General features: G+C 58.9%; 26 protein-coding genes. 12 read left to right on the plus strand and 14 right to left on the minus strand.

All coding sequences use genetic code 11. The features are described from left to right. Positions 1-235: 235 nt before the first annotated feature. The 8 genes from N675_RS05850 to N675_RS05880 form a co-directional block, all read right to left on the minus strand. The gene (locus N675_RS05850) at positions 236-484 is read right to left on the minus strand and encodes an indolepyruvate ferredoxin oxidoreductase subunit alpha (protein ID WP_038038503.1); all 249 of its coding nucleotides are present in this window, start codon (positions 482-484) and stop codon (positions 236-238) included. 183 nt (positions 485-667) lie between these two features. Next, positions 668-877, minus strand: coding sequence for a hypothetical protein (locus tag N675_RS05855; RefSeq protein WP_038038505.1), 210 nt, complete (start codon positions 875-877; stop codon positions 668-670). A gap of 117 nt (positions 878-994) precedes the next feature. Then, entirely contained in the window at positions 995-1,327 is a 333-nt protein-coding gene (rpmE, locus tag N675_RS05860; protein ID WP_038038506.1) for a 50S ribosomal protein L31, read from the minus strand. Further along, the gene (rpmA, locus tag N675_RS05865) at positions 1,324-1,626 is read right to left on the minus strand and encodes a 50S ribosomal protein L27 (RefSeq protein WP_038038507.1); all 303 of its coding nucleotides are present in this window, start codon (positions 1,624-1,626) and stop codon (positions 1,324-1,326) included. Before rpmA ends, rpmE begins: the two co-directional genes overlap by 4 nt. Before the next feature lie 18 nt (positions 1,627-1,644). Beyond that, on the minus strand, positions 1,645-1,956 hold the full coding sequence (rplU, locus tag N675_RS05870) for a 50S ribosomal protein L21 (RefSeq protein ID WP_038038508.1): 312 nt from the start codon (positions 1,954-1,956) through the stop codon (positions 1,645-1,647). A 98-nt stretch (positions 1,957-2,054) separates the two neighbouring features. Beyond that, entirely contained in the window at positions 2,055-2,810 is a 756-nt protein-coding gene (locus N675_RS05875; protein ID WP_038038510.1) for a rhomboid family intramembrane serine protease, read from the minus strand. Positions 2,811-2,940: 130 nt separating this feature from the next. After that, on the minus strand, positions 2,941-3,108 hold the full coding sequence (locus tag N675_RS14295) for a YtxH domain-containing protein (RefSeq protein ID WP_156100827.1): 168 nt from the start codon (positions 3,106-3,108) through the stop codon (positions 2,941-2,943). Between the two features lie 30 nt (positions 3,109-3,138). Beyond that, positions 3,139-3,498 carry a YtxH domain-containing protein gene (locus N675_RS05880; protein ID WP_038038512.1) on the minus strand — a complete coding sequence of 120 codons (360 nt, stop codon included), beginning with the start codon at positions 3,496-3,498 and terminating at the stop codon, positions 3,139-3,141. Between the two features lie 149 nt (positions 3,499-3,647). Between N675_RS05880 and sucC the strand changes: the two genes are divergently transcribed. The 3 genes from sucC to N675_RS05895 are packed head-to-tail and all read left to right on the plus strand — an operon-like array spanning position 3,648 to position 6,339. Continuing rightward, on the plus strand, positions 3,648-4,790 hold the full coding sequence (gene sucC / locus N675_RS05885) for an ADP-forming succinate--CoA ligase subunit beta (RefSeq protein WP_038038513.1): 1,143 nt from the start codon (positions 3,648-3,650) through the stop codon (positions 4,788-4,790). Next, on the plus strand, positions 4,787-5,668 hold the full coding sequence (gene sucD / locus N675_RS05890) for a succinate--CoA ligase subunit alpha (protein ID WP_038038514.1): 882 nt from the start codon (positions 4,787-4,789) through the stop codon (positions 5,666-5,668). The genes sucC and sucD overlap by 4 nt, the downstream gene beginning before the upstream one ends. 14 nt (positions 5,669-5,682) lie before the next feature. Then, positions 5,683-6,339, plus strand: a complete 657-nt coding sequence (locus tag N675_RS05895; RefSeq protein ID WP_038038516.1) for a class II aldolase/adducin family protein — start codon at positions 5,683-5,685, stop codon at positions 6,337-6,339. Here N675_RS05895 and N675_RS05900 read toward each other — a convergent pair. Then, on the minus strand, positions 6,336-7,322 hold the full coding sequence (locus N675_RS05900; protein ID WP_038038517.1) for a HEAT repeat domain-containing protein: 987 nt from the start codon (positions 7,320-7,322) through the stop codon (positions 6,336-6,338). The genes N675_RS05895 and N675_RS05900 overlap by 4 nt on opposite strands. A gap of 112 nt (positions 7,323-7,434) precedes the next feature. Between N675_RS05900 and N675_RS05905 the strand changes: the two genes are divergently transcribed. From N675_RS05905 to N675_RS05925, 5 genes are read left to right on the plus strand one after another with little or no spacing between them, the layout of a single operon-like run. Next, positions 7,435-7,698 carry a hypothetical protein gene (locus tag N675_RS05905; RefSeq protein ID WP_038038518.1) on the plus strand — a complete coding sequence of 88 codons (264 nt, stop codon included), beginning with the start codon at positions 7,435-7,437 and terminating at the stop codon, positions 7,696-7,698. Positions 7,699-7,727: 29 nt separating this feature from the next. Continuing rightward, the gene (locus tag N675_RS05910; protein ID WP_051914283.1) at positions 7,728-9,125 is read left to right on the plus strand and encodes an MmgE/PrpD family protein; all 1,398 of its coding nucleotides are present in this window, start codon (positions 7,728-7,730) and stop codon (positions 9,123-9,125) included. Positions 9,126-9,139: 14 nt separating this feature from the next. Further along, positions 9,140-10,339, plus strand: a complete 1,200-nt coding sequence (locus tag N675_RS05915) for an ATP-grasp domain-containing protein (RefSeq protein ID WP_038038519.1) — start codon at positions 9,140-9,142, stop codon at positions 10,337-10,339. Positions 10,340-10,342: 3 nt separating this feature from the next. Continuing rightward, a complete protein-coding gene (locus N675_RS05920) occupies positions 10,343-11,272 on the plus strand; it encodes a succinate--CoA ligase subunit alpha (protein ID WP_038038521.1) in 930 nt (309 codons plus the stop codon). Beyond that, positions 11,265-12,128 (plus strand): fumarate hydratase, encoded by an 864-nt coding sequence (locus N675_RS05925; protein WP_038038522.1) that lies wholly within the window; start codon positions 11,265-11,267, stop codon positions 12,126-12,128. The genes N675_RS05920 and N675_RS05925 overlap by 8 nt, the downstream gene beginning before the upstream one ends. Here N675_RS05925 and N675_RS05930 read toward each other — a convergent pair. Beyond that, the gene (locus tag N675_RS05930) at positions 12,125-12,919 is read right to left on the minus strand and encodes an SIR2 family NAD-dependent protein deacylase (protein ID WP_038038523.1); all 795 of its coding nucleotides are present in this window, start codon (positions 12,917-12,919) and stop codon (positions 12,125-12,127) included. The two genes, N675_RS05925 and N675_RS05930, sit on opposite strands and share 4 nt — an antisense overlap. Before the next feature lie 101 nt (positions 12,920-13,020). Here N675_RS05930 and thiO point away from each other — a divergent pair, with 101 nt between their 5' ends. Further along, the gene (gene thiO / locus N675_RS05935) at positions 13,021-14,172 is read left to right on the plus strand and encodes a glycine oxidase ThiO (RefSeq protein WP_038038524.1); all 1,152 of its coding nucleotides are present in this window, start codon (positions 13,021-13,023) and stop codon (positions 14,170-14,172) included. Between the two features lie 34 nt (positions 14,173-14,206). On the opposite strand, the gene N675_RS05940 is transcribed toward thiO, so the two are convergent. The 3 genes from N675_RS05940 to queC are packed head-to-tail and all read right to left on the minus strand — an operon-like array spanning position 14,207 to position 18,544. Beyond that, positions 14,207-16,702 carry a YfhO family protein gene (locus N675_RS05940; protein WP_038038525.1) on the minus strand — a complete coding sequence of 832 codons (2,496 nt, stop codon included), beginning with the start codon at positions 16,700-16,702 and terminating at the stop codon, positions 14,207-14,209. Between the two features lie 21 nt (positions 16,703-16,723). Beyond that, on the minus strand, positions 16,724-17,830 hold the full coding sequence (ychF, locus tag N675_RS05945; protein ID WP_038038526.1) for a redox-regulated ATPase YchF: 1,107 nt from the start codon (positions 17,828-17,830) through the stop codon (positions 16,724-16,726). 27 nt (positions 17,831-17,857) lie between these two features. Continuing rightward, positions 17,858-18,544: a 7-cyano-7-deazaguanine synthase QueC gene (gene queC, locus N675_RS05950; protein ID WP_038038527.1), complete on the minus strand. Its 687-nt coding sequence runs from the start codon at positions 18,542-18,544 to the stop codon at positions 17,858-17,860. Between the two features lie 137 nt (positions 18,545-18,681). Between queC and N675_RS05955 the strand changes: the two genes are divergently transcribed. Together N675_RS05955 and N675_RS05960 are read left to right on the plus strand one after the other, a co-directional pair. Further along, positions 18,682-19,323 carry a metal-dependent hydrolase gene (locus N675_RS05955; protein ID WP_051914284.1) on the plus strand — a complete coding sequence of 214 codons (642 nt, stop codon included), beginning with the start codon at positions 18,682-18,684 and terminating at the stop codon, positions 19,321-19,323. A 62-nt stretch (positions 19,324-19,385) separates the two neighbouring features. After that, positions 19,386-19,739 carry a hypothetical protein gene (locus N675_RS05960; protein ID WP_038038528.1) on the plus strand — a complete coding sequence of 118 codons (354 nt, stop codon included), beginning with the start codon at positions 19,386-19,388 and terminating at the stop codon, positions 19,737-19,739. On the opposite strand, the gene N675_RS05965 is transcribed toward N675_RS05960, so the two are convergent. Continuing rightward, positions 19,736-21,397, minus strand: coding sequence for a ribonuclease J (locus tag N675_RS05965; RefSeq protein WP_038038529.1), 1,662 nt, complete (start codon positions 21,395-21,397; stop codon positions 19,736-19,738). The genes N675_RS05960 and N675_RS05965 overlap by 4 nt on opposite strands. Positions 21,398-21,639: 242 nt before the next feature. Here N675_RS05965 and N675_RS05970 point away from each other — a divergent pair, with 242 nt between their 5' ends. Further along, positions 21,640-22,305, plus strand: a complete 666-nt coding sequence (locus N675_RS05970; protein WP_038038530.1) for a phosphoribosyltransferase — start codon at positions 21,640-21,642, stop codon at positions 22,303-22,305. Positions 22,306-22,487 lie beyond the last annotated feature (182 nt).

Below are 22,487 nucleotides of genomic sequence, written 5' to 3' on the forward strand. Positions count from 1 at the left end.
GTGTACGGAGGTGGCGCTGCGCTAGTTCATGAAGAAAAGGTCAGGGAGCTGCGCATGCTTTTGGGTGGGGGTGGTTGCCTGACTGTCACAGGGATCTGCAAAAGAAGAAAACTATTGCTCGGATTGCCCCCGTTTGCGTTGAGAAAGTGGGGGCTTGTAGAACGGCAGGAACGAAAGAATCCCCGAAAGCGCACGATGGCTTTCGGGGAATGTAGGCTATGAAAGGGGGAGAGCCTTACCCGCGCTTCTCGTAGTACTCGCGGTTCTTAACGAGATAGTGGGCCCACTTCTCGGGCAAGTCCTCTTCAAAGAAGATCGCCTCGACCGGGCAAACTTCTGCGCACACACCACAGTCGATGCATTCATTTGGATTAATGAAGTACTGGTCGGCTTCATCGTCCGAGTGAATGCAGTCAACTGGGCAGACCTCCACGCAGGAGGCATCTTTCACACCGATGCATGGCTCTGCAATGACATAGGTCATGTGACATTCCATCCTTTCTGCTGGTCACGCATTGACCTGCTGGGCGGCGCCGTTGCCGCTGCAACCTCCACGCGTAGTGTACTGAGTGTGATTTCATATGCCTAGGGGGAAGCATACCAAGGAAAAGCGCGACAGCGCTGGACTGCTCCAGCGCTGTCGTGAGGTTTGCTCTGTTCGCGATGCTTACCGCGGGATCTTGCCTTCAGCGTAGAGCCATTTCACGAAGCGCAAGCGGTTCCACTGCTTGCGCGAGTCCATGTACTCAATGTACGGGTACATATCTCGGAGCTCGCGAAGCCGGGCAATCTGCTCGGGTGTGAACCCTGCTTGCGCAAGCTCGCGCTCGGCGGCCTGATCCTCGGGGCGCGGCGACACAGATGGCATTCTGGTCATCGCACTCTCCTCCCTGTTCCGCCCAGCGTTTTCACTGAGCGGCCGGAGCTTTCCTCGCCCCGGATGCATCTTCAGTATACCCCAGACATAGCCGTCTGTGAATCAGCCCATTCGTCCCTAGCGCTCGGCTTCGCTTGATGTCGCCTCTTCGTCGGGCGCTGTCAGCAATGCCTCGCGTTCGAGTTGCATGCGCTGGCTCAGTCGGCGCTGACGCCGCTCCTGCTTCTTCTTTCGTGGCTGCTCCGCTTGCGCTCGCTCGAGCTTGCGCATAAACCGCTCGACTTGCCCGCCGGTATCGACGATCTTTTGCTCACCGGTGTAGAACGGGTGGCAGCGAGGGCAGAGCTCAATCCGGATCATTGGCTTTGTCGAGCCGGTGACCCAGGTGTTACCACAGGAGCAGACAACTGTTGCCTGCGGGTAGAACTTTGGATGGATGTCCTTCTTCATGCTCCCGCTCCCTGCGCCGCGACCTGAGCAGGCTGGGCGACAACCCTCTCGGGATAAACGCTGACGCGGCGCTTTTCTCGATTGATCCACTCGTACTTCACATAGCCGTCGATGAGCGCGAAGAGGGTAAAATCGCGACCCATCCCGACGTTCGTGCCTGGGTGGAAGCGTGTCCCGCGCTGCCGCACCAGAATGTTGCCCGCACGGACGAACTGACCGTCAAAGCGCTTGGGCCCGAGGCGCTTGCCAGCGCTGTCGCGCCCGTTGCGCGTGCTTCCGCCACCCTTCTTATGTGCCATGGCGTTGTCCCTCCGTGTTTATGCCTGAATCTCTTTGATCTTCAGCCGGGTCAGGCGCTGCCGATGCCCATTCTTGCGGCGGTAGCGGGTCTTTGGCTTCATCTTGAAGACGATCAGCTTTGGCCCTTTGATCTGATCGACGACTTCAGCGATGACTCGAGCGCCAGGAACATACGGCCGCCCGACCTGCGCGCCACCCTCACCACCAACAAGGAGGACTTGCTCGAGGGTGACTTCGCTCCCAGGCTCAGCTTCGAGCTTCTCAACATCAAGTACGTCTCCAGCCTGGACGCGGTATTGCTTTCCACCTGTTTGGACGATCGCGTACACCACGGCTCTCCTCGTTCGATGCTGAACAAAACGTGGACGTTGCCGTCCACATCCCTCAAGCTTAGCGTCTGGTGCCAACGCTGTCAATGCTTGCGTGCTTACACCCCGCGTGTGACGCGCTGGAAGGCCCGATTCATGCTACGTGCCAGGCGTTGGCGCCGCACGCGGTCGGGATCGCGGAAGATCCACACGAGGATCATGCCTGCGATGAAACCGCCAATGTGAGCCCAATAGGCCACGCCGCCGGTTGCCATGGTCTCAACGCCCAGCGAAGCAAGGCCTGAGAAGAGCTGCAAGATGAACCAGATACCGATCCAGATCAGGGCGGGCATGTAGAAGAGCAGAGGGATCCAACCGAGAAACGTAAGGGTGCGAATCAGCCCACCGGGATAGAGAACGAGGTAAGCACCCATGACAGCGCTAATCGCTCCACTTGCGCCAATCATTGGCACGCGACTGTCGGGGGCCGCAAGTGTTTGGGTGAGTGCAGCCGCAATACCACCGAGCAGGTAAAAGATGAGATAACGGAGATGCCCCATTGAATCTTCAACATTGTCACCGAAAATCCAGAGATACCACATGTTCCCAAGAATATGCAGCCATCCACTGTGCAGGAACATTGCGGTGATGACAGTAAGGTAGATAGGGAACCCGACATGGGGCGCAAGATCCTGGCCATGGGTGAGTTCATAGGGGGTTGCGCCGTAGGCCAGGATGAAGTGCTCCAGTTTTCGAGGAGACTGTGCAGCGAGACTCAGTTGGTAAATGAAGACAAGGACATTGATGAGGATGAGCGTGACGTTGACGATGGGAAAGCTCTGGCGTCCACTGTTGTCATCGCGAATCGGCAGCATCTCCCCCTCACCCCCCGGCCTACTTGCGCCCCTCAATTGTTTCCCTGATCCTAGCAGGATATTCCTGCTAAGATCAGGCTATGCTCTTCACAGAGAAGTTGCTGCGTTGTGGCTCGGTGCACTCGTGCGTCTAGCTTGCTGACGCCGAGTGCATCTGTTGCCAGCGTTCCTCGACTGTCTGCCAGACCCGACCAAGCAAGAGTCGTCGAGTCTCGGCTCCTGAGCGTGGTGCAACCAGCAACCCGATGGCTAAGCCGAGCGCTAGATACTTGAGCGCGGTGCGCGCCTGCCGTAGCATTCCGATCTCCTTTCAAGCCGCTCGGCTTCGCTAGGCGTGCTGGTCGGTTGCTTTCTCCACCTGCTTGCGAGCAGCATCGGCAGTATCGCGAGCAGCTTGCTCAGTGCGCTCCGCGACGTCGCGCAGTGTCTGCTCTGCTCGCTCCGCCGCGTCAGTCGCGGCTTCCTGCAGGCGCTGCCCAACGGTTGGCACTTGTTGCAGCGTGGACTGAGCGCGCTCGCGGATTTGATTTGTCAAGGTTTCCGCCTGCTCTTTCACCGGCTGCACGCGCTGCTTCAGTTCGCTGCGGATCTCCCTCCCCGACTTGGGGCTGAGAAACAGTGCAAGGAGGATACCAGCAGCCAATCCACTCAGGAAACCGACCAGAAACCCACCACGATCCTCGCGCATGTCATTCTCTCCTTCCCTTTCGCACCATCACGCGCTTATTGGTTGGTATACCACAGAGCATGTCAGTATGGCGAAGGGAAAGCCCCAGCGTTGGCGCCAGTGCTATGATTCGCATTTAGGGAAACGTTCCAGGAAAGGGGTGCACGGGGGTGGATCTCCATGAGTATCAAGCGGCAGAGTTACTGAGCCGCTACGGCATTCCCGTTAACAGAGGGATTGTCTGCGAGACACCCGAGCAGGTGCGTGACGCTGCCCAGCAACTTGGTGGCCGCGTGGTGGTGAAGGCACAAGTGCATGCTGGTGGGCGTGGCAAGGCAGGTGGTATCAAACTTGCCAATGATCCGGACGAAGCTGCAACTGTGGCGAGCCAGATCCTTGGTATGGACATCCGCGGCCGGACCGTTCACCGGGTTTTGGTTGCCCCCGCGGTTCGCTATGTCCATGAATACTACCTTGGCGTTGTGCTTGACCGGGGCGCGCGTTCGGTTGTCGTCATGGCGAGCAGTGCGGGGGGCGTTGATATTGAGGAGGTTGCTCGCCAGACGCCGGAAAAGATTGTGCGAGAGTATGCTGATCCGTTCCTCGGTCTGCACGACTATCAAGCACGCCGCCTGGGCTTTGCCCTTGGCCTCACTCCAGACCAGGTGCGTGGCTTCGCGACAATTGCGCGGCAACTCTTTTCCGCATACAGTGAGCTCGATGCCTCGCTCGCTGAAATTAATCCTCTGGTGTTGACTGACACTGGGTCATGGCTTGCGCTCGACACCAAGATTGTTGTTGATGATAATGCGCTCTTCCGGCACCGTGAGTATGAAGCGCTGCGGGACACGCAAGCAGAGGATCCACGGGAGCGCGAGGCGCGTGCAGCTGGCGTGAGCTTCGTTGCTCTTGATGGTGAAATTGGCTGTGTCGTCAACGGCGCTGGCCTTGCAATGGCAACGATGGATGCGATCAAGCTCTACGGTGGCACGCCAGCGAACTTCCTCGATGTTGGTGGTGGAGCGAGTGCTGAGCGGGTAGCCACTGCGTTCCGCCTTGTGCTCGCTGATCCCAAGGTCAAAGCCGTGCTGATCAACATCTTCGGTGGTATTACACGGGGCGATGTTGTGGCACAAGGCATTCTTGACGCCTTGAAGGTTGTCCCTGTTCGAGTGCCGCTCGTCATTCGTCTTGTTGGCACAAACCAGGAAGAAGGGCGCCGCTTGTTAGAGGCAGCAGGCCTCACCGTTGTCGAGTCCATGGATGAGGCGGCGCAAAAGGTGGTAGCCGCGGCGAAAGGGGTGAGCGCGTGAGCATCTTGGTCGATGCAGAGACCCGTGTGTTAGTCCAGGGCATTACTGGCCGAGAAGGCTCATTCCATACGAGCCAAATGCTGGAATATGGCACGAAAATTGTTGCTGGTGTGACGCCCGGAGCCGGCGGGCGTACGGTGCATGGGGTGCCGGTCTTTGACACCGTCGCGCAGGCTGTCGCGGCTACGCAGCCGAACGCTTCGATCGTGTATGTGCCTGCTCCCTTCGCTCCTGACGCTGTCTATGAGGCGATTGATGCCGGAATTCCGCTCGTCGTTTGTATCACGGAGGGCATCCCTGTGCTCGACACCCTCAAGCTCTATCACTATGCGCGCCGCCATGGTACGAGACTAATCGGCCCAAACTGCCCGGGGTTGATTACACCAGGGCAAGCTAAGCTAGGGATCATGCCTGGCTATATTCACCGACCTGGGCCGGTTGGCATTGTCTCTCGAAGTGGAACCTTAACCTATGAAGTCGTCTGGGCGCTCACCCAAGCTGGCCTCGGTCAGTCGACGGCTGTTGGTATTGGCGGTGATCCCATTATTGGTACCTCCTTCGTTGATGTCCTCGAGCTCTTCGAAGCTGATCCGCAGACTGAGGCGATTGTGCTGATTGGAGAAATCGGCGGGACTGATGAAGAAACGGCCGCGGCGTTTATTCATGACCATGTGACGAAGCCTGTCGTTGGCTTTATTGCTGGGCGTACAGCGCCCCCAGGGAAGCGCATGGGGCATGCGGGCGCAATCATTGCTGGCGGACAGGGCACAGCTGTTGAAAAAGTTGCAGCGCTCGAAGCTGCTGGCGTCCGCGTTGCTGAGCGGCCAACGCAAGTTGCCGATCTCGTTCGCCAAGCGCTCGCGGCGCGTGCTGCATAGCGTGAGGGGCTCCTATGGCTGACCTGGCTTCATGCCGTTCAGCACTGATCACGGTCGGACGGCTAGCGGCGGCTCGCGGGCTTGTCTGGGGTACGAGTGGCAATATCAGCGCTCGGCTTGACGCAACAACCTTCCTCATCACCGCCAGTGGGACAACGCTCGACCAGCTCCAGGCATCTTCATTTGTTGTTTGTGACCTTGACGGTGAGCCTGGCGAGCCGCCGCGTGCTTCCAGCGAGATTCAGCTTCACCGGCGCATTTACCAGCGACGCCCCGATGTCAAGGCGGTGCTGCATCTCTCGCCGTTCTGGGCGACATTGGCTGCTTGTCTCGATCTGCCGTTACCGACAGATGTAACACCTGAGTCAATGCTCTATCTTGGCCAGGTCGTTCGTGTGCCCTACATTCAGCCTGGCACTGATGCGCTTGGGCTGAAGACAGCGGAACTGCTTGGTGAAGCGGGTTCCGTTGCGCTGTTGGAGAACCATGGCGCAGTCACAGTCGGGGCAACGCCTGCGGACGCGTTGCGGCGGATGGAGACACTCGAGTTTCTCTGCCGACTTGTACTGACTGCACGAACAATGCAGCTGCCACTCCGTCGGGTCGGCGAAGAGGCCGCAGAGGCCTTACGGCGAAGCGCCTATCGCCGTGCGCATCAGGAAGATCACTAAACTGGAGCTCCAGGACGACTACCGCCAGCGGCTGGCGAGCCACGGCGTGGATCGAGCAGCCGCTGGCCAATGGCACGCACAGCTGGGTAAGGGCTCGTGAGCGCGGCCTGCGCAGGAAGCGGGTGCCGATGAAGTTGCCAGAGAATCTCGGCAGCCGCTTCTGCCACGAATTGACAAGGATCGTTGACAAGCATAGCAAGAATGGGCGCGATTTCCGCTGTCGTAAGGTGTTGGGCAAGGGCTTCAAGCGCACTTACACGTACGCTTACCGGCGCATCTCGATCGCCGAGCAAAGAGGCGGCTTGCTCACGAGCGCGCTCCGTATCAAGCAGAAAAGTGAGAGCCCAGCACGCTGCTCGCATGCCCTGGCTCTCTGCATCAATGAGTCCTTGTTCCAGTCGTGAGACAAGCAATGCCGGTGCATATTCCTGCGCAATCGTTGCAGCAAGTCCACGCAGCGCAGGATCGCTATCATCGAGCGCTTGTACAAGGAGTTGCTCGGCGTCCTCCTGAGGCAGGCGGAAGGGACTTGCTGGTTCAAGGAACAACAGGACGAGGGCGGTTTCACGCACTGATGGTACGTCGTGCTGCACTGCGCGTGCTGTGATTATCCGCAGATGTGCAGGATCTGCAGCCGTGCGCTCCCAGAGTGCAAGAGCAGCGTTGCTCGCAAGCAGCCAGTCAGCATTGGCGAGCAGTGTTTCTCGATCGAGTGATGACACGACGTACCAGGTTGAGAAATCCCGCTGTGTTGTCATAAAGTCTTCTCGCCACGCAAGGAGTTGCCTTGCTACAGCCGCTGCTTGGTCGGGCGGTAGGGATGGCAGTGCACGCCGGAGTGCGCGACGGATTTCTGGATCGTGCAAGGCAGCGCTCGCGGACGCTGTATCCGCAGCCGAGTGCTGCTGTTCACTCAGAACGTGAAGGATCGTCAGCAGTGCGGCTTGGTCAGTGCAGGTGGTTCTCGCATCGTTTGCCATCATATTCACGTGCTCCCCTCTTGCTCAATTCTCCGTCGGCTGCTATCACTACAGCAACCAAGGGTTGCAGGTGTCAGGAGAGGGTATTGTTCTAGGAGGCGTGAGGTTTCCGCCAATGCGACGGATGCGCGGTTACCCAGAGGACTTTGATGACGATGTGGATGTCATGGAGGTGCGGGGCAAGCGCCCCCGTGGCCGGCCTGAGAGCATGGAGGCCGCACGTGATGCCTGGGAGCCAGTCGTCTGCCCACGGTGCGGTGCTGATCACCCTGACATGACGCGTGTCCGTTTGCGCCGGACGACCGGCGGGATTGAGGCACGCTGCGGCTACTGTGGCGCCGTTGCAGCGCGGTATGCTGCCGGCGTTTGGACATCCTGAGCACGAAAAGGAGAGAACCGACGAAGACCTTGCATTTCGGTCCTGCGCTTGACCAGCCTGCTGGACACATAGCCAGTCTGACGGAACGTCTTGCTGCTACTATCGAGGGTCTCACCCGAGCGGCGCTGCCTGAGGTTGTGCTCCATGAGGCACGCCGTGCGCTGCTCGATCACCTCGCTGTTGCAATTGCTGGCGGTACGCATCCCATTGCCCGAGCGGTAAGTGCATTGGTCACCCAGCAAATGCCTGGCGAGACAGCGACGGTGCTTGCCACAGGCGATTGCAGTAGCGCGCTCGGTGCGGCACTTGCCAATGGCGTTGCGGCACATGTCCTTGAACTCGATGATTTGCATCAAGGCGGCACGATCCATGCTGGTGCTCCGGTTATTGCCGCAGCGCTTGCCGCTGCTGAGCAAGCTGATGTCTCCTGCGGCCAACTCCTTGCCGCAATTGTTGCTGGCTACGATGTCGCGATTCGCTTAGCATGCGCGGTGAATCCTGGTCACTATCGCTTCTGGCATCCGACTGCGACCTGCGGCGTTTTTGGCGCAGCCACCGCTGCCAGTGTCGTTTGGGGCCTCAGTGCCACCCAGCTTGTCAATGCGCTTGGAACAGCTGGAACCTTTGCGAGCGGCTTATGGGCGTTCCTTGACGATAGCGCGCAATCAAAGCCGCTCCACGCAGGCAAAGCAGCGCATGATGGCGTGCTCGCAGCCAGTCTTGCCCAATCAGGGATACGGGGAGCCCGTCGGATTCTTGAAGGGCCTCGAGGCTTCTTTGCGGCTATGGCTGAGGATGTCAATCCCGATTTCCTCACCATTGGTCTTGGACAACAGTTCATGATTGTGGACAATGGCTACAAGCGCCATGCCTGCTGTGGCCATACCCATACGGCTATTGATGCGGCGTTGATGCTGCGACCCCAGCTTGAAGGCCGACCGATTGATCGGATTGACGTCGAAACGTACCAAGTTGCCCTCGATATCACTGATTGCCCTGAACCAGTGACTGAGCATGAAGCCAAATTCAGCTTGCAGCATGCTGTGGCTGTGGCGCTATGCGATGGACAGGCAGGACTTGCCCAGTTTCAATCAGAACGGGTCATGGCCCCTGAGGTCGCTGCCCTGCGTCGTTGTGTTGCGGTGCGAGCAGATCCGGCAATGACAGCAGCCTATCCACAGACGTGGCCTGCGCGTGTGCGTATCTGGCTCACCGATGGTTCCGTGCTTGAAGCCCAGGTTGTGGTGCCGAAAGGCATGCCAGGGAACCCTCTCTCTGATGACGAATTGCGCGCCAAGGTATGCGTGTTGCTGACGGAGCGGCTTGGTTCGCAAGCCGCACTTTTGGCAGACAAGGTGTTGGCTCTTGAAGAAGACCAGCCGGTTCGGTCCGTAATGGACATGGTGCGGCGTATGCTCCGCCCCTAAGAGGGAAGCCAATCATGGCACGGTTGCTCGAGCACGACGCGAAAGTGTTGCTTGCAGCTCGGGGAGTACCAGTCCCGACTGGTGACGCCGCCAGCACGCCGGCTGAAGCGGCGGCCATTGCTCACTCACTTAGTGGCCCTGTTGCCGTTAAGGCGTTAGTGCCAGTTGGCCACCGGGCCAAGGCTGGCGCCGTGCGACGGTGTGCTGATCCTGTCGATGCTGAGAAGGCAACAGAGGCATTGCTTGGGCAGTCGATCGGTGGCTTTACGGTCGATCAGGTGCGTGTTGAAGCCTGGCTTCCCGCGACGGCCGAGTATTACCTGGCGGCCTTCTTTAACGAAGTCACCGCGGATGTGATCGTCTTGGCGAGTTGCAGTGGTGGCATTGAGATTGACCCCGCGTCGGCTTCCGAGCGCCTGGCCCGGATAACAATTCAGGCGCCGTTTGCTCCACTTCCGGCCTTTCGCGCACGTGAGTTATGGAAGCGGGCTGGAGCGCCGAGTGCTCTCCTACCAACATTAGCTGGCGTCACCCAACGCGCACTTGCGGCCTTTTTCGACCTCGATGCGCTCTTGCTTGAGCTGAACCCCCTCATTGTGACTGACCAACAGCACGTCTTTGCTGCAGGGGCAGTGCTTGTTGTCGATGATGCGGCGCTTGTTCGCCAGCCTGGGATCGCCGAACGCGTGGTGCACGGCTTACCGTGGCGCCCGCTAACACCCCGTGAACAAGCTGTTGAGCGACTCAACCAGGAGGAGCCGTATCGGGGATCCGCTCGCTATCTCGAGCTTGATGGGGGCGATATTGGTTTCCTCTGTGGTGGAGGCGGAGCCAGCCTCTTACTCTTCGATGCATTGGTACGCGCTGGCGGGAAACCAGCGAACTACGCTGAGCTTGGTGGCAACCCCACTGAACGCAAAGTTGCTGGTCTCGCTCGTGTCGTACTTGAAAAACCCGGTGTGCGTGGTCTCTTTGTCGCTCATAATGTGACGAATAACACACAAATCGATGTCATTGCACGGGGTGTGGTTGCTGCGCTCCAAGCGACGGGGAAACTCCCGCCAGCATTCCCGGTCGTTGCCCGGGAGGTTGGATTGCATGATGGAGTTGGGCGTGCCATCTTCGAGCAAGCTGGGGTTCGTTGGCTTGGAGAGGATGTCTCGCTTGACGAAGCAGCGGCGCTAATGGTCAGTTTGCTGCATGAGGCAGGATAGCGCATGGCGGTGTTGTTCGATCGGCAAACGCGGTTGCTTGTCCAAGGCATTACAGGGCGCGAAGGGCAAATGGTCACCGCGCACATGCTGCGCTACGGCACAGCAGTTGTCGCTGGGGTAACGCCGGGGCGTAGCGGCATGGCAGTTGCCGGAGTGCCGGTTTTCGACACGGTGGCTGAGGCCGTTGCTGCGACACAACCGAACGCAACGCTGATTAGTGTGCCACCACTTGCTGTCCTTGATGCCGTCCTTGAAGCATTAACGCATGGGCTCCGATTGCTCGTGGTAGCAACAGAACGAGTTCCGCTGCACGATGCAGCCCAGATGCTGGCTGCAGTGCGGGAGGCCGGGGCAACGCTGATTGGCCCGAACTCTGTGGGGGTGATCTGTCCAGGGGAACGTGTGAAAGTTGGGGCGATTGGTGGGGAATACCCGGAGCGCGTATTTGTCCCCGGCTCAATTGGCATCATCTCGCGCAGTGGTGGAATGACAGCCGAGCTCGCGTTGATGGTAAAGCGCGCTGGATTTGGGGTAAGCACTGCTGTGAGCGTTGGTGGCGACGCCTGCATCGGCATGCCTCCTGCTGCGCTGTTGCCGCAGTTTATGGCTGATCCTGAGACGACGGCTATCGTTCTCTTTGGCGAGCCTGGCACGCAGTTTGAAGAGGACGTTGCTGCCTGGTATGCCGCTGTACGCCCGCCTAAGCCGGTGTTTGCGCTCATCGCGGGACGCTTTACGGAACAGTTGCCTGAAGGGACGCCATTTGGCCATGCGGCGGCAGTCATCCGAGCGGCACAAGGACGGCCAAGTGCGAAGATCGCTGCGCTGCGGGCTGCTGGCGTGTGGGCTGGCGACCAACTCGCAGAACTGACGGAGTTCCTCGCTCACCTCCGTCGACCACTCCTCCAGATGACGGAAGCGGAACATGCGTGAGATCAACGTCGTGACGATTCGTGATGCAATCCGTGATCTTTGTCTTGAGCTCTGTGTCGTGGCGCGAAGCGACGTTCGCCGGGCTTTTGCTCATGCAGCGAAGCAAGAACGCTCGCCCATTGGCCGACGGGTACTGCTACAGCTCTTGGAGAACATGGATATTGCTGTACAGGACCGCTTACCGATGTGCCAAGATACAGGAACGGTCGTTGTCTTTGCCGAGGTCGGGCAAGACGTCCATATCGTTGGCGGCGGATTTGAAGAGGCGATTCTTGCTGGTGTCCATGATGCCTACACCTCTGGGCTATTACGCCCATCAATGGTGCAACGGCCAATTGGTGATCGGCGGAATACTGGTGATAACACGCCTGCTGTGATCCATACACGGTTGGTACCAGGAGATCGCATTCGGTTGGAAGTGTTTGCCAAGGGCGGCGGCGCCGAGAACATGAGTCGGCTTGCGATGCTCACACCAGCCGATGGTTGGGATGGTGTGAAGCGCTTCGTCGTCGACACTGTGCAACGCGCAGGGCCTAATGCCTGTCCGCCGGTTATTGTTGGGGTAGGGATCGGCGGCACGTTTGACGCAGTTGGCAAGCTCGCCAAGCATGCCTTGCTGCGTGAGATCGGTAGCCAAAACCCGGATCCCGAACTTGCCGCGCTCGAGCGAGAATTACTGGATGCGATCAATCGTCTTGGCATTGGGCCGCAGGGATTTGGCGGTACTGTTACCGCGCTCGCTGTCCATATCGAAACGTATCCCTGTCATATTGCAAGCTTGCCGGTTGCGGTAAACCTGCAGTGTGGCCCAGCGGCACGGCATGGCGTGGTCATGCTGCCGCGAGATGATAGCTAAGCGAACGCGGTGGATTGCGGTGCGAGGAGGAGTGAGGCCAGGTATTCCAGTGCGGCACCGGCACTACTGTGGACAACAATGGTAGCCTGTGCATCGAGCGGCGTCGGTTCGTTGTTGATGACTGCAACAAGTGCCCCGTGCTGAAGTGCTCGTCGTGGGACATAGGCTGCTGGATACACGCTGAGTGATGTGCCGATCACAAGCATGAGGGCAGAACTCTGGGCTAGACGCAGGGCTCGGTTGAGTTCCGCCTTGTCCAGTGGCTCACCGAATGAGACTGTTGCCTCTTTGACAATGCCGCCACAGTGTGGACAAACCGGAATAGTATCTGGCGGACCTGGGTCAAAATCTGCCGCTGGCCAGCGCGCACCGCAATCAAGGCAGCGGATTTCGTGGGCCGTGCCATGCAGCTCAATGACCGAGTCAGGCGGAGAGCCTGCAGCTTGATGCAACCCATCAATGTTCTGAGTGATGATCTCTTGCAACAGACCGGCTTGCTGAAGGCGCGCGAGGACGAGGTGCCCAACATTGGGACGGGCTTGGCACAGTACCGGGTAACGCGCGCGACGACGATTCCAGTAAACACGGCGAATCTCTGGGTCACGAAGAAAGTCGCGGAATTTTGTGGGGTTGTGCTTTGACCAAAGACCGTTCGGCCCACGATAGTCAGGAATGCCAGACTCGGTTGAGATTCCTGCTCCCGTGAAAGCGATCGCTGGTTGAGTCTGGTAAAGCTTGTCAGCGAGTTGCTCAAGCGCGCGCCGCTGCTCGTCCGTGAGCGCGATGTCCATGCAACGTCACCTCCTCGCACCTGCAAGGATACCGATCATGTCAAGGGCAAGTGTGTGGAGCCAGCTGTGGGGTATGCTGCCGTAAGAAAGGAGTGGATGGTATGACAGCGGCGCGTGCAACAGTCGCGGTGATCGGCGGAGGGATTACGGGTCTCGCGATCGCGTTCCAGCTCTTGACACGAGGTGTGCACGATGTTGTGGTGCTCGAGCGGGGGCAGATGGGCGGGCAGGCGATGATCGCCTATGCTGGCTTGCTCTCGATTCCAGGAACTGGACGTCTTGATGATCCTTTGAGCAGTCTCGGCATGGCGAGCTTGGCCCGCTTCCCTGATCTCGTTGCTGATCTTCGCGAGCGGAGCGGTGTCGATCCTGAGCTGCGTCCTACTGGTGCGCTCTACTTGGCTATGACTGCAGATGAAGAAGCGGCGTTACGTGCCTGGCTCCCAACCTTGCAGGCCTATGATGCACGCTGCCGATGGGTTGACCAGTATGAGCTACGGGAGCTTGAACCAGCGGTTTCCCCGCTCTTTCGCGGGGCAGTGCTTGCTCCTTTTGAATGGCAAGTGCTGAGTCCGCGTCTTGTCCAGGCGTATGCCCGCGCGCTTGTACTTGGTGGCGGACGTATCCTTGAGGGGACAGAAGTTACTGGTGTCGAGGCTCATGGTGACCAGGTTGTCGGAATCGATACCTCGGCTGGACGCATAGCAGTGGAGCGGGTTGTCCTTGCTGCTGGTGCATGGTGTGGCGTGCTTGGCCCGCGACTCTTCGGTGTCGATGTGCCAGTTGGGCCACTTCGGGGGCAACTCCTTCGATTTGAAGCACGAGAACTTCGCTTGCGGCATTCGCTTTATCGTGGCGAGCTGTACATTGCACAGAAAGCTGATGGAACTGTCGCGATTGGCTCAACGGAAGAGGCAGCGACGTTTGATCGTCGGCCGACGGGGGCTGGTGTGCGGTCGCTCGCCACTTTCGCGACGGATACGGTGCCGGCGCTTGAGCATGCCGTGTTCCTTGAAGCGCTGGCTGGGTTGCGGCCACTCGCAAGTGATGGCTTGCCCCTGCTCGGGCAGCTGCCGGGCTGGCGGAACGTCTGGATTGCAGCGGGACATGCGCGAAACGGTGTCTTGCTGAGCACGATCACTGGTGTGGTGATGGCTGAGTGTATTCTCGGCGCAACACCGACCGTCGACCTTCATCCTTTTGATCCAGCTCGCTTAGTGCGACGGTATGGCGCACGGGACCGGTCAGCATGACGTTGCTTGTGGCGGCCAAGATCTTGCCCATTCTTTATTGAGGTGAGCGAGTGACTGGTGCGAGCGCTCGACGGGGTGTTCGATGCGTTCGTTGACGGGTAAGACGTGGCAAGAACGCGAAGGCCAGCAACCCTAACGTGCCAGCTGCAGCGGTGATCAGTCCTGCAGTCAGGAGGGGTGGCCAATATGCGAACGTGACCGTGTGTTGACCGGCAGGAAGCCAGAGTGCCTGGTAGATACCATCGGCGAGTGCGATTGGAGCAGCCTGCCCGTCAATCGTCGCATGCCACCCTGGGTCAGCTGTTACCGCGAGCACGAGATAGACAGGTGCAGAGGTTGTTACCGTAAGGTGAATGCGGTTTGGCCCATCCTGCGCAAGGCTGATCGTGCCCTGTGCGTTGGGATCAGCAGCTGGGAGTGCAGGCCCGCTGAGGTAGAGCTTCGTCCGTGGATCAAAGGTGGCTGTGAGCACCCGATCAAGCGCGTGGTCGACAGGCACGACCTCAGCTTGGCTACTCAGCCAAGCGCGTGGCAAGGCTGTCGTGTCTTCCCAAATGGCCAGTCCATCGGTGGTGGTCAGCACGCGGTGGAAGCGTGTGCTTGGCGGTATCACATCGGCACGTGTGATCAGGTACCGGACATTGAGCAAGTCATATGCTGGCCAGTCGCGATGGTTTCGCAGCGTATCAAGTACGCGGGCATACGCAGCTGGCTGCATGGGATCGAAGAGTCCACTGGCATCCTCGAAGCCAAACACGGCTGCAGCGCTTGGTTGCAAGGGAGCCGCAGCCGACTCGATGCGGAACTGACCGCTTGCAGCACCGTGCTGCCGGAGGAAAGACACGACTTCTGGGTGTCGGTAACCGCTAAGGATGTCGTTGCTTGTAGGGTTAAAGCCTGCTTGAGCGGTTGCGAGATCAAAGAAGAGCAATCCGAGGCTCACAAGCCCAAGCAAGGAGCTTGTCAAGATCTGCCTGTACCAAGCCCAAAACAGAGCTGCAAGGAGACCAAGCAGCAGCAGAAGCACATTGAGATCGTCGATTGCGATGAGGATACGTGGGGGGATGTCTCGTGAGAGAAGCGTGTTGTAGAGCACCGGGAGTGCAATCCCAAGAATAAAGATGATCCCACCGACAAGAATGAAGATACCCCGACGGAGAATCACGCGTACAGCGTCCCAAGAGCATAGTGGACAAAGCAATGCATCGAGCCCAAGCGCGGCCAGGAATGCCACGGCGAAGTCGACATAGAGGAGAGTGCGGGCAGGAGCGCGGAGTAAGTTGTCAAATGGAACGAAGCGGTACACCCAGCCGTGGAGCGCACTGCTGGGCCCAAGCGCGTGGAGCAGCGCGATGGCTCCCAACGCGGCGAAGAACCAGCGTTGCCAATGGCGACTGAGGATGAGCCCGAGGGCGGCGAAAGCCAGAGCAATGATGCCAGGATAGCCCCAAGTCTCAGTTGTGCTGAAAGGCCCCCAGTAGTTCGTAGGGTTGCTGCCAAAGATGTGCGGCAGGAGGAAATGGGCGAGCATTACGGGTTCAAAGCTGAAAGCCGATGCATCATCATAGCTCAGCCCACCAGCGCGCACTGAGCGGCGTGCTAGCTCGAGCGAGGGGAGCACCGCCGGGGCGGCGAGTGCAAGGCCGCAAGCTATAGTGAATGCAATCCGGAGCGTGCTGATAAGCACAGGCCGAACTGCCTGCCAGAGCTGTAACCATGGAATAGGCTCGCGCTGGAGCGCTTGCCAAGCCGTACCAAGATCCATCCAATGTGTGGCACAGAGGACGGCAAGCCACCAAGCGGCAGAAGCCAACAGGCCGTAGAGCACGCTCTGCTGATGCCCTGCTGTTCCGAGGAGCGCGACTGCGAGTGCAGTGAGGACAGCCCAATACCATTGTGATCGAACGGTTAGTCGCTCAAGACCAAGCCAAATCCATGGGATCCACGCGCATGCCGCGATCATCGAGTAGTGGCCCAGGTGGGCAACGAAGAAGCCACTGAAGGCACACCCGATGCCAGCGCCCAGTGCCGCTATACGACGCAAGTGCAAACTCAGCCGGGCAACGGTATACCCACCGAGGCTAACGATGAAGTAATGGACGAAAACGAGTGTCTCCACGGCCTGGTACGTAAACGGTCTGGCAATGAGGTAGGCAACCCAATTCAGAGGATAGAGTAGGCCAGCTTGGTAATTCGCCAGCTGGGGCATACCAGAAAACAGCGTCGGATTCCACAGTGGAAACTCGCCAGATTGGACCACCCGTGCGTTATAGGCGTGCAGTGGAAAAGTGAACGAGGCAAGGTCGCCTCCACCATTCGGCACGAAGGCTGGTGTTAGGAGCAGGCGCCAGAAGAAGAGCACATGAAAGATGCCGAGCAGGCCAAGCGTCGCAAGCTCGGTGGCAACTGCGCGCCAGCGCCCACCACGAAGCCAGCAGCCGACGATCACGAGCAACCAGAAAGCTGTGATGCTGGCGAGGAACCAGCGAGAGAGCAGAGGGCTAGCCTGGGCAATGGACGCGAGGGCCATAGAACCCTGCCGCGTTACTTGTTAGACATTGAAGAGGATGTGCAGAATGTCGCCGTCTTGGACGACATAGTGCTTCCCTTCAAGGCGCAGTAGCCCAGCGCGCCGAGCTTCAGCAAGTCCGCCGGTTGCAACGAGGTCGTCATAGCTCACGACTTCTGCGCGGATAAAGCCTTGCTGCAGATCCGAATGGATTGCGCCAGCTGCCTCGACGGCAGTCATGCCCCGACGGATTGTCCACGCTCGCACCTCATCTTCTCCGACGGTGAAGAACGAGATCAACCCGAGGAGCGCGTAGGATGTGCGGATAACGCGGTTGCGTCCTGGTTCGCGAATGCCCAGCTCGCTCATAAACTGCTCAGCTTCTTCGGGCGAGAGTTGGGCAAGTTCAGCTTCGAGTTTGCCCGGGAGTGCGTCGACTGCAACATGTGGCCCGCTGAAACGCTCGACGGTCGCACTGAGGAGTGCTTCGGCAGCGGCACCAAGTTGCTCTTCGCCAAGGTTCAGGAGAATGAGGAGTGGTTTGGCTGTCAGGAACCCGAAGCCGCGGAGCAGTTTCTCTTCGTCTGGCTCAAGGGGAACTGCACGGATGGGCGTGCCGTCAGTGAGCGCTTGGTGGAGCCGCTGCAGTACTGCCTGCTCACGTTCATGCGCCTCACGTTCACTGCCACGCAGCTTTGGGATCATTGACGCAATGCGTTGCAGGCGCTTTTCAATGACCGCAAGGTCGGCAAAGGCCAGCTCCATATTCATGGTCTCGATATCCCGCAGCGGGTCAACTGACCCTTCGGGATGGGGTACTGCTGGATCATCGAATGCACGCACGACGTGCACGAGCGCACTTGCCTGGCTCAAATAGCTCAACAGCCGCCCGCTCAATCCCCGTTCATGGATCCCTTTGGCTAGCCCGGCAACGTCATAGTACTGGACCTCAGCTGGAACGGTACGACGCGGGTTGAACATTCGGGTAAGCACGTCGAGTCGCGGATCGGGAACTTTGACCGTGGCCAGGTTCGGCTCAGACTCGAGATCACTAAACCCGCCCGTTGGTGCGTCTGCACCGGTCAGTGCATTGAAGACCGTTGTCTTACCACTCTGGGGAAGACCGATTAAGACAAGTTGTACTGCCATTACCCCTGTCCTTCGATTGGCCGCGTATTACGCTTGCTCTGACTGACGCGCAAGCAGTGGGTCGGGAATTCCTACCTCAGCGAATGCGGCTGCGCGGAGCCGGCAAGCGTCGCATTGCTGACACGGCGTTGTCCCTCCCTGGTAGCATGACCACGTTAGGCCATAGTCTACGCCCAGGGCAAGACCAAGCCGAATGATGCCCGCCTTTGGGATGTAGAGAAACGGTGCAATGACGGAAATGCGCTGCCCGGTTTCAACGAACTGTTTGCTTGCGAGATCAGCCGCACGCTGGTACGCCTCAAGAAATTCGGCTCGGCAGTCGGGATAACCTGAGTAGTCAACCTGACTCACTCCAATGAAGATCGCACTGGCCCCAATTGCCTCAGCGTATCCCGAGGCAATGGCCAGGAAGATAAGATTGCGCGCTGGTACCCAGGTTGAGGGGATCCCTTGACTCGGCTGAGTGGGAATGGGCCCAGCACCAACAAGCGATGAACCACCCCACTGAGCAAGATCGATCGAGACAAGCCGGTGTTCAACGACATCCAAAGCCTGGGCAACCGCTTGGGCCGATTGCAGCTCGCGTTGGTGACGCTGACCATAAAGGAAGGAGAGGGCATAGAGGGCGAATCCTTGCGCACGGGCCAGATAGGCTGCTGTTGTGCTGTCAAGCCCTCCCGAGAGCAAGACGACCGCGCGTGGCTGTTGACTCATGCTTCCCTTGCTCCTCCTCGCGCACTCCGTGCACGCGAACGCACACCGGCGATTAAGGATGCCATGGTTTTTGTGTTCTGTCGCGACAACGTATGCTTAAGGGCTTATAAGCGGCTGGCCCGTGGAGGTGAGCCAGAATGGATCAGTGGCGGCGAAATGCAACGAGGGCGCGACAGGAGGCGAACTGGCATACCGTAGCGCTCGTAGCAGTAGCCAGTGGTATTGCAGCGGCATGTCACTGGGTATGGCAACGTGCTCCCGACCCAAGTCCACAGCGTGCTCTGGCTGACGGCTGTTGCCATGCTGCGACAGCGTTTGCCACTGCGTTGCCAGCTGCCTATCGTGTTCCTGATCCCTCACGATTCCTCGTCGCTGCCGTGCTCGGTGGTGTTGCTATTGACCTTGACCATGTTGCCGCTGCACGGTCACTGCGACTCACGGATTGCATGACGATGCCGTCTCGTCCCCCGACACACTCTCTGGCAACTATTCTCCTTGCCTCGAGTGTCGTGGCGTTGATCAGGCCATGGCGCGGGCTTGGCCTCGGTGCATTTTTAGGCTTGAGCAGCCATCTTCTTCGTGACGTAAGTACTGGTGGCGCGCCATTGTTCCGCCGCGATACGGTGTGGCGGCTCCCCTATCCACTTGCGCTCCTTGTCAATGGGATGGTCGGGATACTTGGCTGGTGGCTCGCTGGGACCGCGCCCAAAGCCTCTATGCTCTCCACTATAACGACTCGCCAGATCTACCAGCATGCCACTTCCAGTGCAGCTGGCTAGAAAGTGCAGCAGGTTGGGCTGCTATCTGGTAGGATGAGGGAAAGGGAAGCTAAGGGGGTATTGTGTCAACGATATTGACGATCCATGGGATGCTTGGGCAGGCGCTCGTTGTGATTTATCTCCTCATCGCCCTCGGCTCGTATGTACGACGCCAGCAGGGTGGCCTGCCGATGTGGGTGCTCGGCATTGCCCATACTCTCCTGGTTCTGCAGGTAATCCTTGGCGTCACGCTCTACATCCGGGCTCCGCAGTCGATTTCTTGGGTCCATCCACTGAGTGGCATCGTGGCACTGCTGGCGTTAGGGCTCACAACGCCATTGCGGCGGCGAATGGGACGTGGTGAGGCAAACGCCTTGTCTGCGCTCGCTGTTGTGCTGTTTGCGGCGATCGCCGTCGGTATTGCTGAGATGCGCTAAAGCTCACTGATAATTGGCAGGATAAGTGGGCGGGTTTTTGCTCGGCGATAGAGCTGGCGGCCGAGGACATGCTTCGTCCGGCTGACAAGATAGCCGTGGCTAAACCCGCCCTTCTGCCGCTGGAGGAAGCGGCGGAAATCCTCGGTGACCTTGGCGAGTACCTCTGGACTGATCTGGCCGTTGAGCCCCTGGGCAGTTACTTCCGGTCCGGCAATCAGCTTGCCAGTCTCGCGATCGATCACAAAGGTTGCAATGATCACGCCACTCGTAGCAATTTCATCTCGGCGCCGCAGAATCGCATGCTGGCTCGTCACGAAATCAACGAGAATTGGCCCAGTGTCGACAGTGCCCTCGCGTCGTGCGTCATCGCGGCCGAAGGTAAGCACGCTACCAAGTTCGGGGATGATGATCCTCTCAGGTGGATAGCCGAGCTCCATAGCCAGCTCTCGGTAAAGGGCAAGGTGTCGGTACTCACCGTGGATCGGTACACAGAACCGTGGCCGTACGAGCCGGAGCATCAGCTTGAGCTCTTCGCGGCTCGCATGACCTGAGACATGGACCATTGGCTCGATTTCCGGATAAATAACGCGCACACCGCGACGGAAGAGGGCATCAATTGTCTGGCTCACGGTCTCTTCGTTGCCAGGGATCGGTGTCGCTGAGAAGATGACCGTGTCGCCTTCTGCAAGATGAATGTGGGGGTGGTCGCCACTGGCAATCCGAGCGAGGGCAGCTGTTGCCTCCCCTTGGCTCCCGGTCGTAAGGAGCATCACCTGTCTTGGGGGGAGTGCCATCGCGACGTCGAGCGGCACAATCACGCCGTCGGGCGGCTTGAGGTAGCCAAGTTCCATGGCGATACGTGTGCTCTGTTCCATGCTGCGGCCTGAAATTGCCACTTTGCGACCATGCCGGTGCGCAGCACGAATCGCCTGATCGATCCGCGTTATGTTGGACGCAAACGTCGTTAAAACCACACGTCCCGGAGCTTGGCCGATAATACGATCAAGTGCTTCACTGACCACTGCCTCGGATGGGGTGTGTCCTGGTCGTTCGACGCGAACGGCATCGGAGAGCAGCACGAGAACGCCCTCACGCCCGATCTCGCGGAGCCGTTCCTCATCAGTCGTTGGGCCAAGTGGTGGGGTTGGATCAAATTTATAATCGCCTGTATGAATGACCCAGCCGAGCGGCGTATGTAACGCAATGGCATAGCTGCCAGGGATGCTGTGGGTTACCGGAATGAACTCGGCTTCGAAATATTTCCCCAGCCGGTAACGTGTATGGGGGCGCACGACATCAAACTTTGCTAGCTTAGGATTGCCAAGTTCTTCAACTTTTGCTCGCGCATAGGCAATGGCAAACTCTGAGCCGTAAATGCGAATTGGTGCAGCGCTTGCCAGCTCGTTGAGGAGGAAGGGCACACCGCCGATGTGGTCTTCGTGACCGTGGGTCAAGAGCAGACCACGGAGTTTCGAGAGGCGTTCTTTGATATACCGTACATCAGGGATGATCAGGTCGATACCACGTAGCTCTTCTTCAGGGAACTTGGCACCGGCGTCGATAAGGACCATCTCGCCGCGATACTCATACACTGTTAAGCTTTTGCCAATTTCGCCAACGCCGCCCAAGGGGATGATGCGTAGTCGCGGCTTTGCCATTGAATGTCTGCCCCTTTGTCCCATCGGCCTGCCCGATGACTCCCTTATCTCATTGATCGCCCTGGCTGGCCGCTTGGCTTGCACGCACAAGGCGGCTACTCAATCATACTGAGCGCTTGGCAAATTCTGCACAAAATGCAGCCGTTCGTCGACCAAGGCGGCTCTATCGTCTACAATAGACCCCATTGGGTAGAGACAAGCGTGGAGCCGGCCGTGGCAGCAGCGGTGGGGTGGGGGCGTGGATGAACGAGCCACAGCGGTTTCGGGACCGTGCCGAAGCAGGCCAACGCTTAGCCGAACGTTTACGTGAATTGCCGATCGAGCGTGGTATCGTCCTGGCGCTGCCGCGCGGCGGTGTGCTTGTCGGCTATGAAATTGCTCGCATACTGCAGTTGCCCCTTGATGTGATTCTGACCCGCAAAATCGGTGCGCCGTTCAACCCCGAATATGCCATTGGCGTCGTTGCAGAGAATGGATTCGTCTCAGTGAATCGCCAGGAGCTGGAACTGGGTATTGCAACACCTGACTACATTGCTCGTGCTGTCCGAGAGCTCAGCGCTGAACTCATGCGACGCCGACAGCGCTACCGGGGTGGCCGCCCGTTACCTGATCTCACAGGTCGCACGGCCATTATCGTCGATGATGGCGTCGCAACCGGCTTTACCATGCTCGGCGCGATTGCTGCGGTCAAAGAGCAGCATCCGGCTCGCCTCATCGCTGCCCTGCCAGTGGCCCCACCCCAGGCCGTCGAGCAACTCGCTCCGCAGGTCGATGACCTCGTTGTCCTGCTGACCCCTGATCCCCTTGACGGCGTCGGCGCGTGGTACGAAGACTTCCGACAGCTTGACGACGATGAAGTCGTGGCGTTACTACAGCGTGCCCAGCAAGAACTTGCACAGGCACCATAGCCAGCTGTGCAGAGCATTGCCTGCTCACAAGCGCTGCCTCGCTCGTGTCTTGCCTATCGACGTGCAGTGCTGACCTTGTCTGCACACGCAGTCCTGCGTGCATTTCCCGATTGCGAGTTCGGGCAAGAAGAACCTAATGCATGTATGAATGAAGCGAGGAAGCCCCACGTCCCCATGCTGGA

The sequence above is a fragment of the Thermorudis peleae genome (genome assembly GCF_000744775.1).
In the GTDB taxonomy this organism is placed as follows: domain Bacteria; phylum Chloroflexota; class Chloroflexia; order Thermomicrobiales; family Thermomicrobiaceae; genus Thermorudis; species Thermorudis peleae.

Bases quoted from the DNA above. Each gene is read 5' to 3' on its own strand.
- N675_RS05900 (WP_038038517.1), bottom strand. From the start codon at position 7,322: ATGATGGCAAACGATGCGAGAACCACCTGCACTGACCAAGCCGCACTG.
- N675_RS05920 (WP_038038521.1), top strand. From the start codon at position 10,343: ATGGCGGTGTTGTTCGATCGGCAAACGCGGTTGCTTGTCCAAGGCATT.
- ychF (WP_038038526.1), bottom strand. From the start codon at position 17,830: ATGGCAGTACAACTTGTCTTAATCGGTCTTCCCCAGAGTGGTAAGACA.
- N675_RS05965 (WP_038038529.1), bottom strand. From the start codon at position 21,397: ATGGCAAAGCCGCGACTACGCATCATCCCCTTGGGCGGCGTTGGCGAA.
- N675_RS05850 (WP_038038503.1), bottom strand. From the start codon at position 484: ATGACCTATGTCATTGCAGAGCCATGCATCGGTGTGAAAGATGCCTCC.
- N675_RS05915 (WP_038038519.1), top strand. From the start codon at position 9,140: ATGGCACGGTTGCTCGAGCACGACGCGAAAGTGTTGCTTGCAGCTCGG.
- rpmE (WP_038038506.1), bottom strand. From the start codon at position 1,327: ATGAAGAAGGACATCCATCCAAAGTTCTACCCGCAGGCAACAGTTGTC.
- N675_RS05930 (WP_038038523.1), bottom strand. From the start codon at position 12,919: ATGGACATCGCGCTCACGGACGAGCAGCGGCGCGCGCTTGAGCAACTC.
- N675_RS05955 (WP_051914284.1), top strand. From the start codon at position 18,682: ATGGATCAGTGGCGGCGAAATGCAACGAGGGCGCGACAGGAGGCGAAC.
- rpmA (WP_038038507.1), bottom strand. From the start codon at position 1,626: ATGGCACATAAGAAGGGTGGCGGAAGCACGCGCAACGGGCGCGACAGC.
- N675_RS05905 (WP_038038518.1), top strand. From the start codon at position 7,435: ATGCGACGGATGCGCGGTTACCCAGAGGACTTTGATGACGATGTGGAT.
- N675_RS05895 (WP_038038516.1), top strand. From the start codon at position 5,683: ATGGCTGACCTGGCTTCATGCCGTTCAGCACTGATCACGGTCGGACGG.
- thiO (WP_038038524.1), top strand. From the start codon at position 13,021: ATGACAGCGGCGCGTGCAACAGTCGCGGTGATCGGCGGAGGGATTACG.
- N675_RS05940 (WP_038038525.1), bottom strand. From the start codon at position 16,702: ATGGCCCTCGCGTCCATTGCCCAGGCTAGCCCTCTGCTCTCTCGCTGG.
- N675_RS05875 (WP_038038510.1), bottom strand. From the start codon at position 2,810: ATGCTGCCGATTCGCGATGACAACAGTGGACGCCAGAGCTTTCCCATC.
- N675_RS05970 (WP_038038530.1), top strand. From the start codon at position 21,640: ATGAACGAGCCACAGCGGTTTCGGGACCGTGCCGAAGCAGGCCAACGC.
- queC (WP_038038527.1), bottom strand. From the start codon at position 18,544: ATGAGTCAACAGCCACGCGCGGTCGTCTTGCTCTCGGGAGGGCTTGAC.
- N675_RS05855 (WP_038038505.1), bottom strand. From the start codon at position 877: ATGACCAGAATGCCATCTGTGTCGCCGCGCCCCGAGGATCAGGCCGCC.
- N675_RS05925 (WP_038038522.1), top strand. From the start codon at position 11,265: ATGCGTGAGATCAACGTCGTGACGATTCGTGATGCAATCCGTGATCTT.
- N675_RS14295 (WP_156100827.1), bottom strand. From the start codon at position 3,108: ATGCTACGGCAGGCGCGCACCGCGCTCAAGTATCTAGCGCTCGGCTTA.
- N675_RS05880 (WP_038038512.1), bottom strand. From the start codon at position 3,498: ATGCGCGAGGATCGTGGTGGGTTTCTGGTCGGTTTCCTGAGTGGATTG.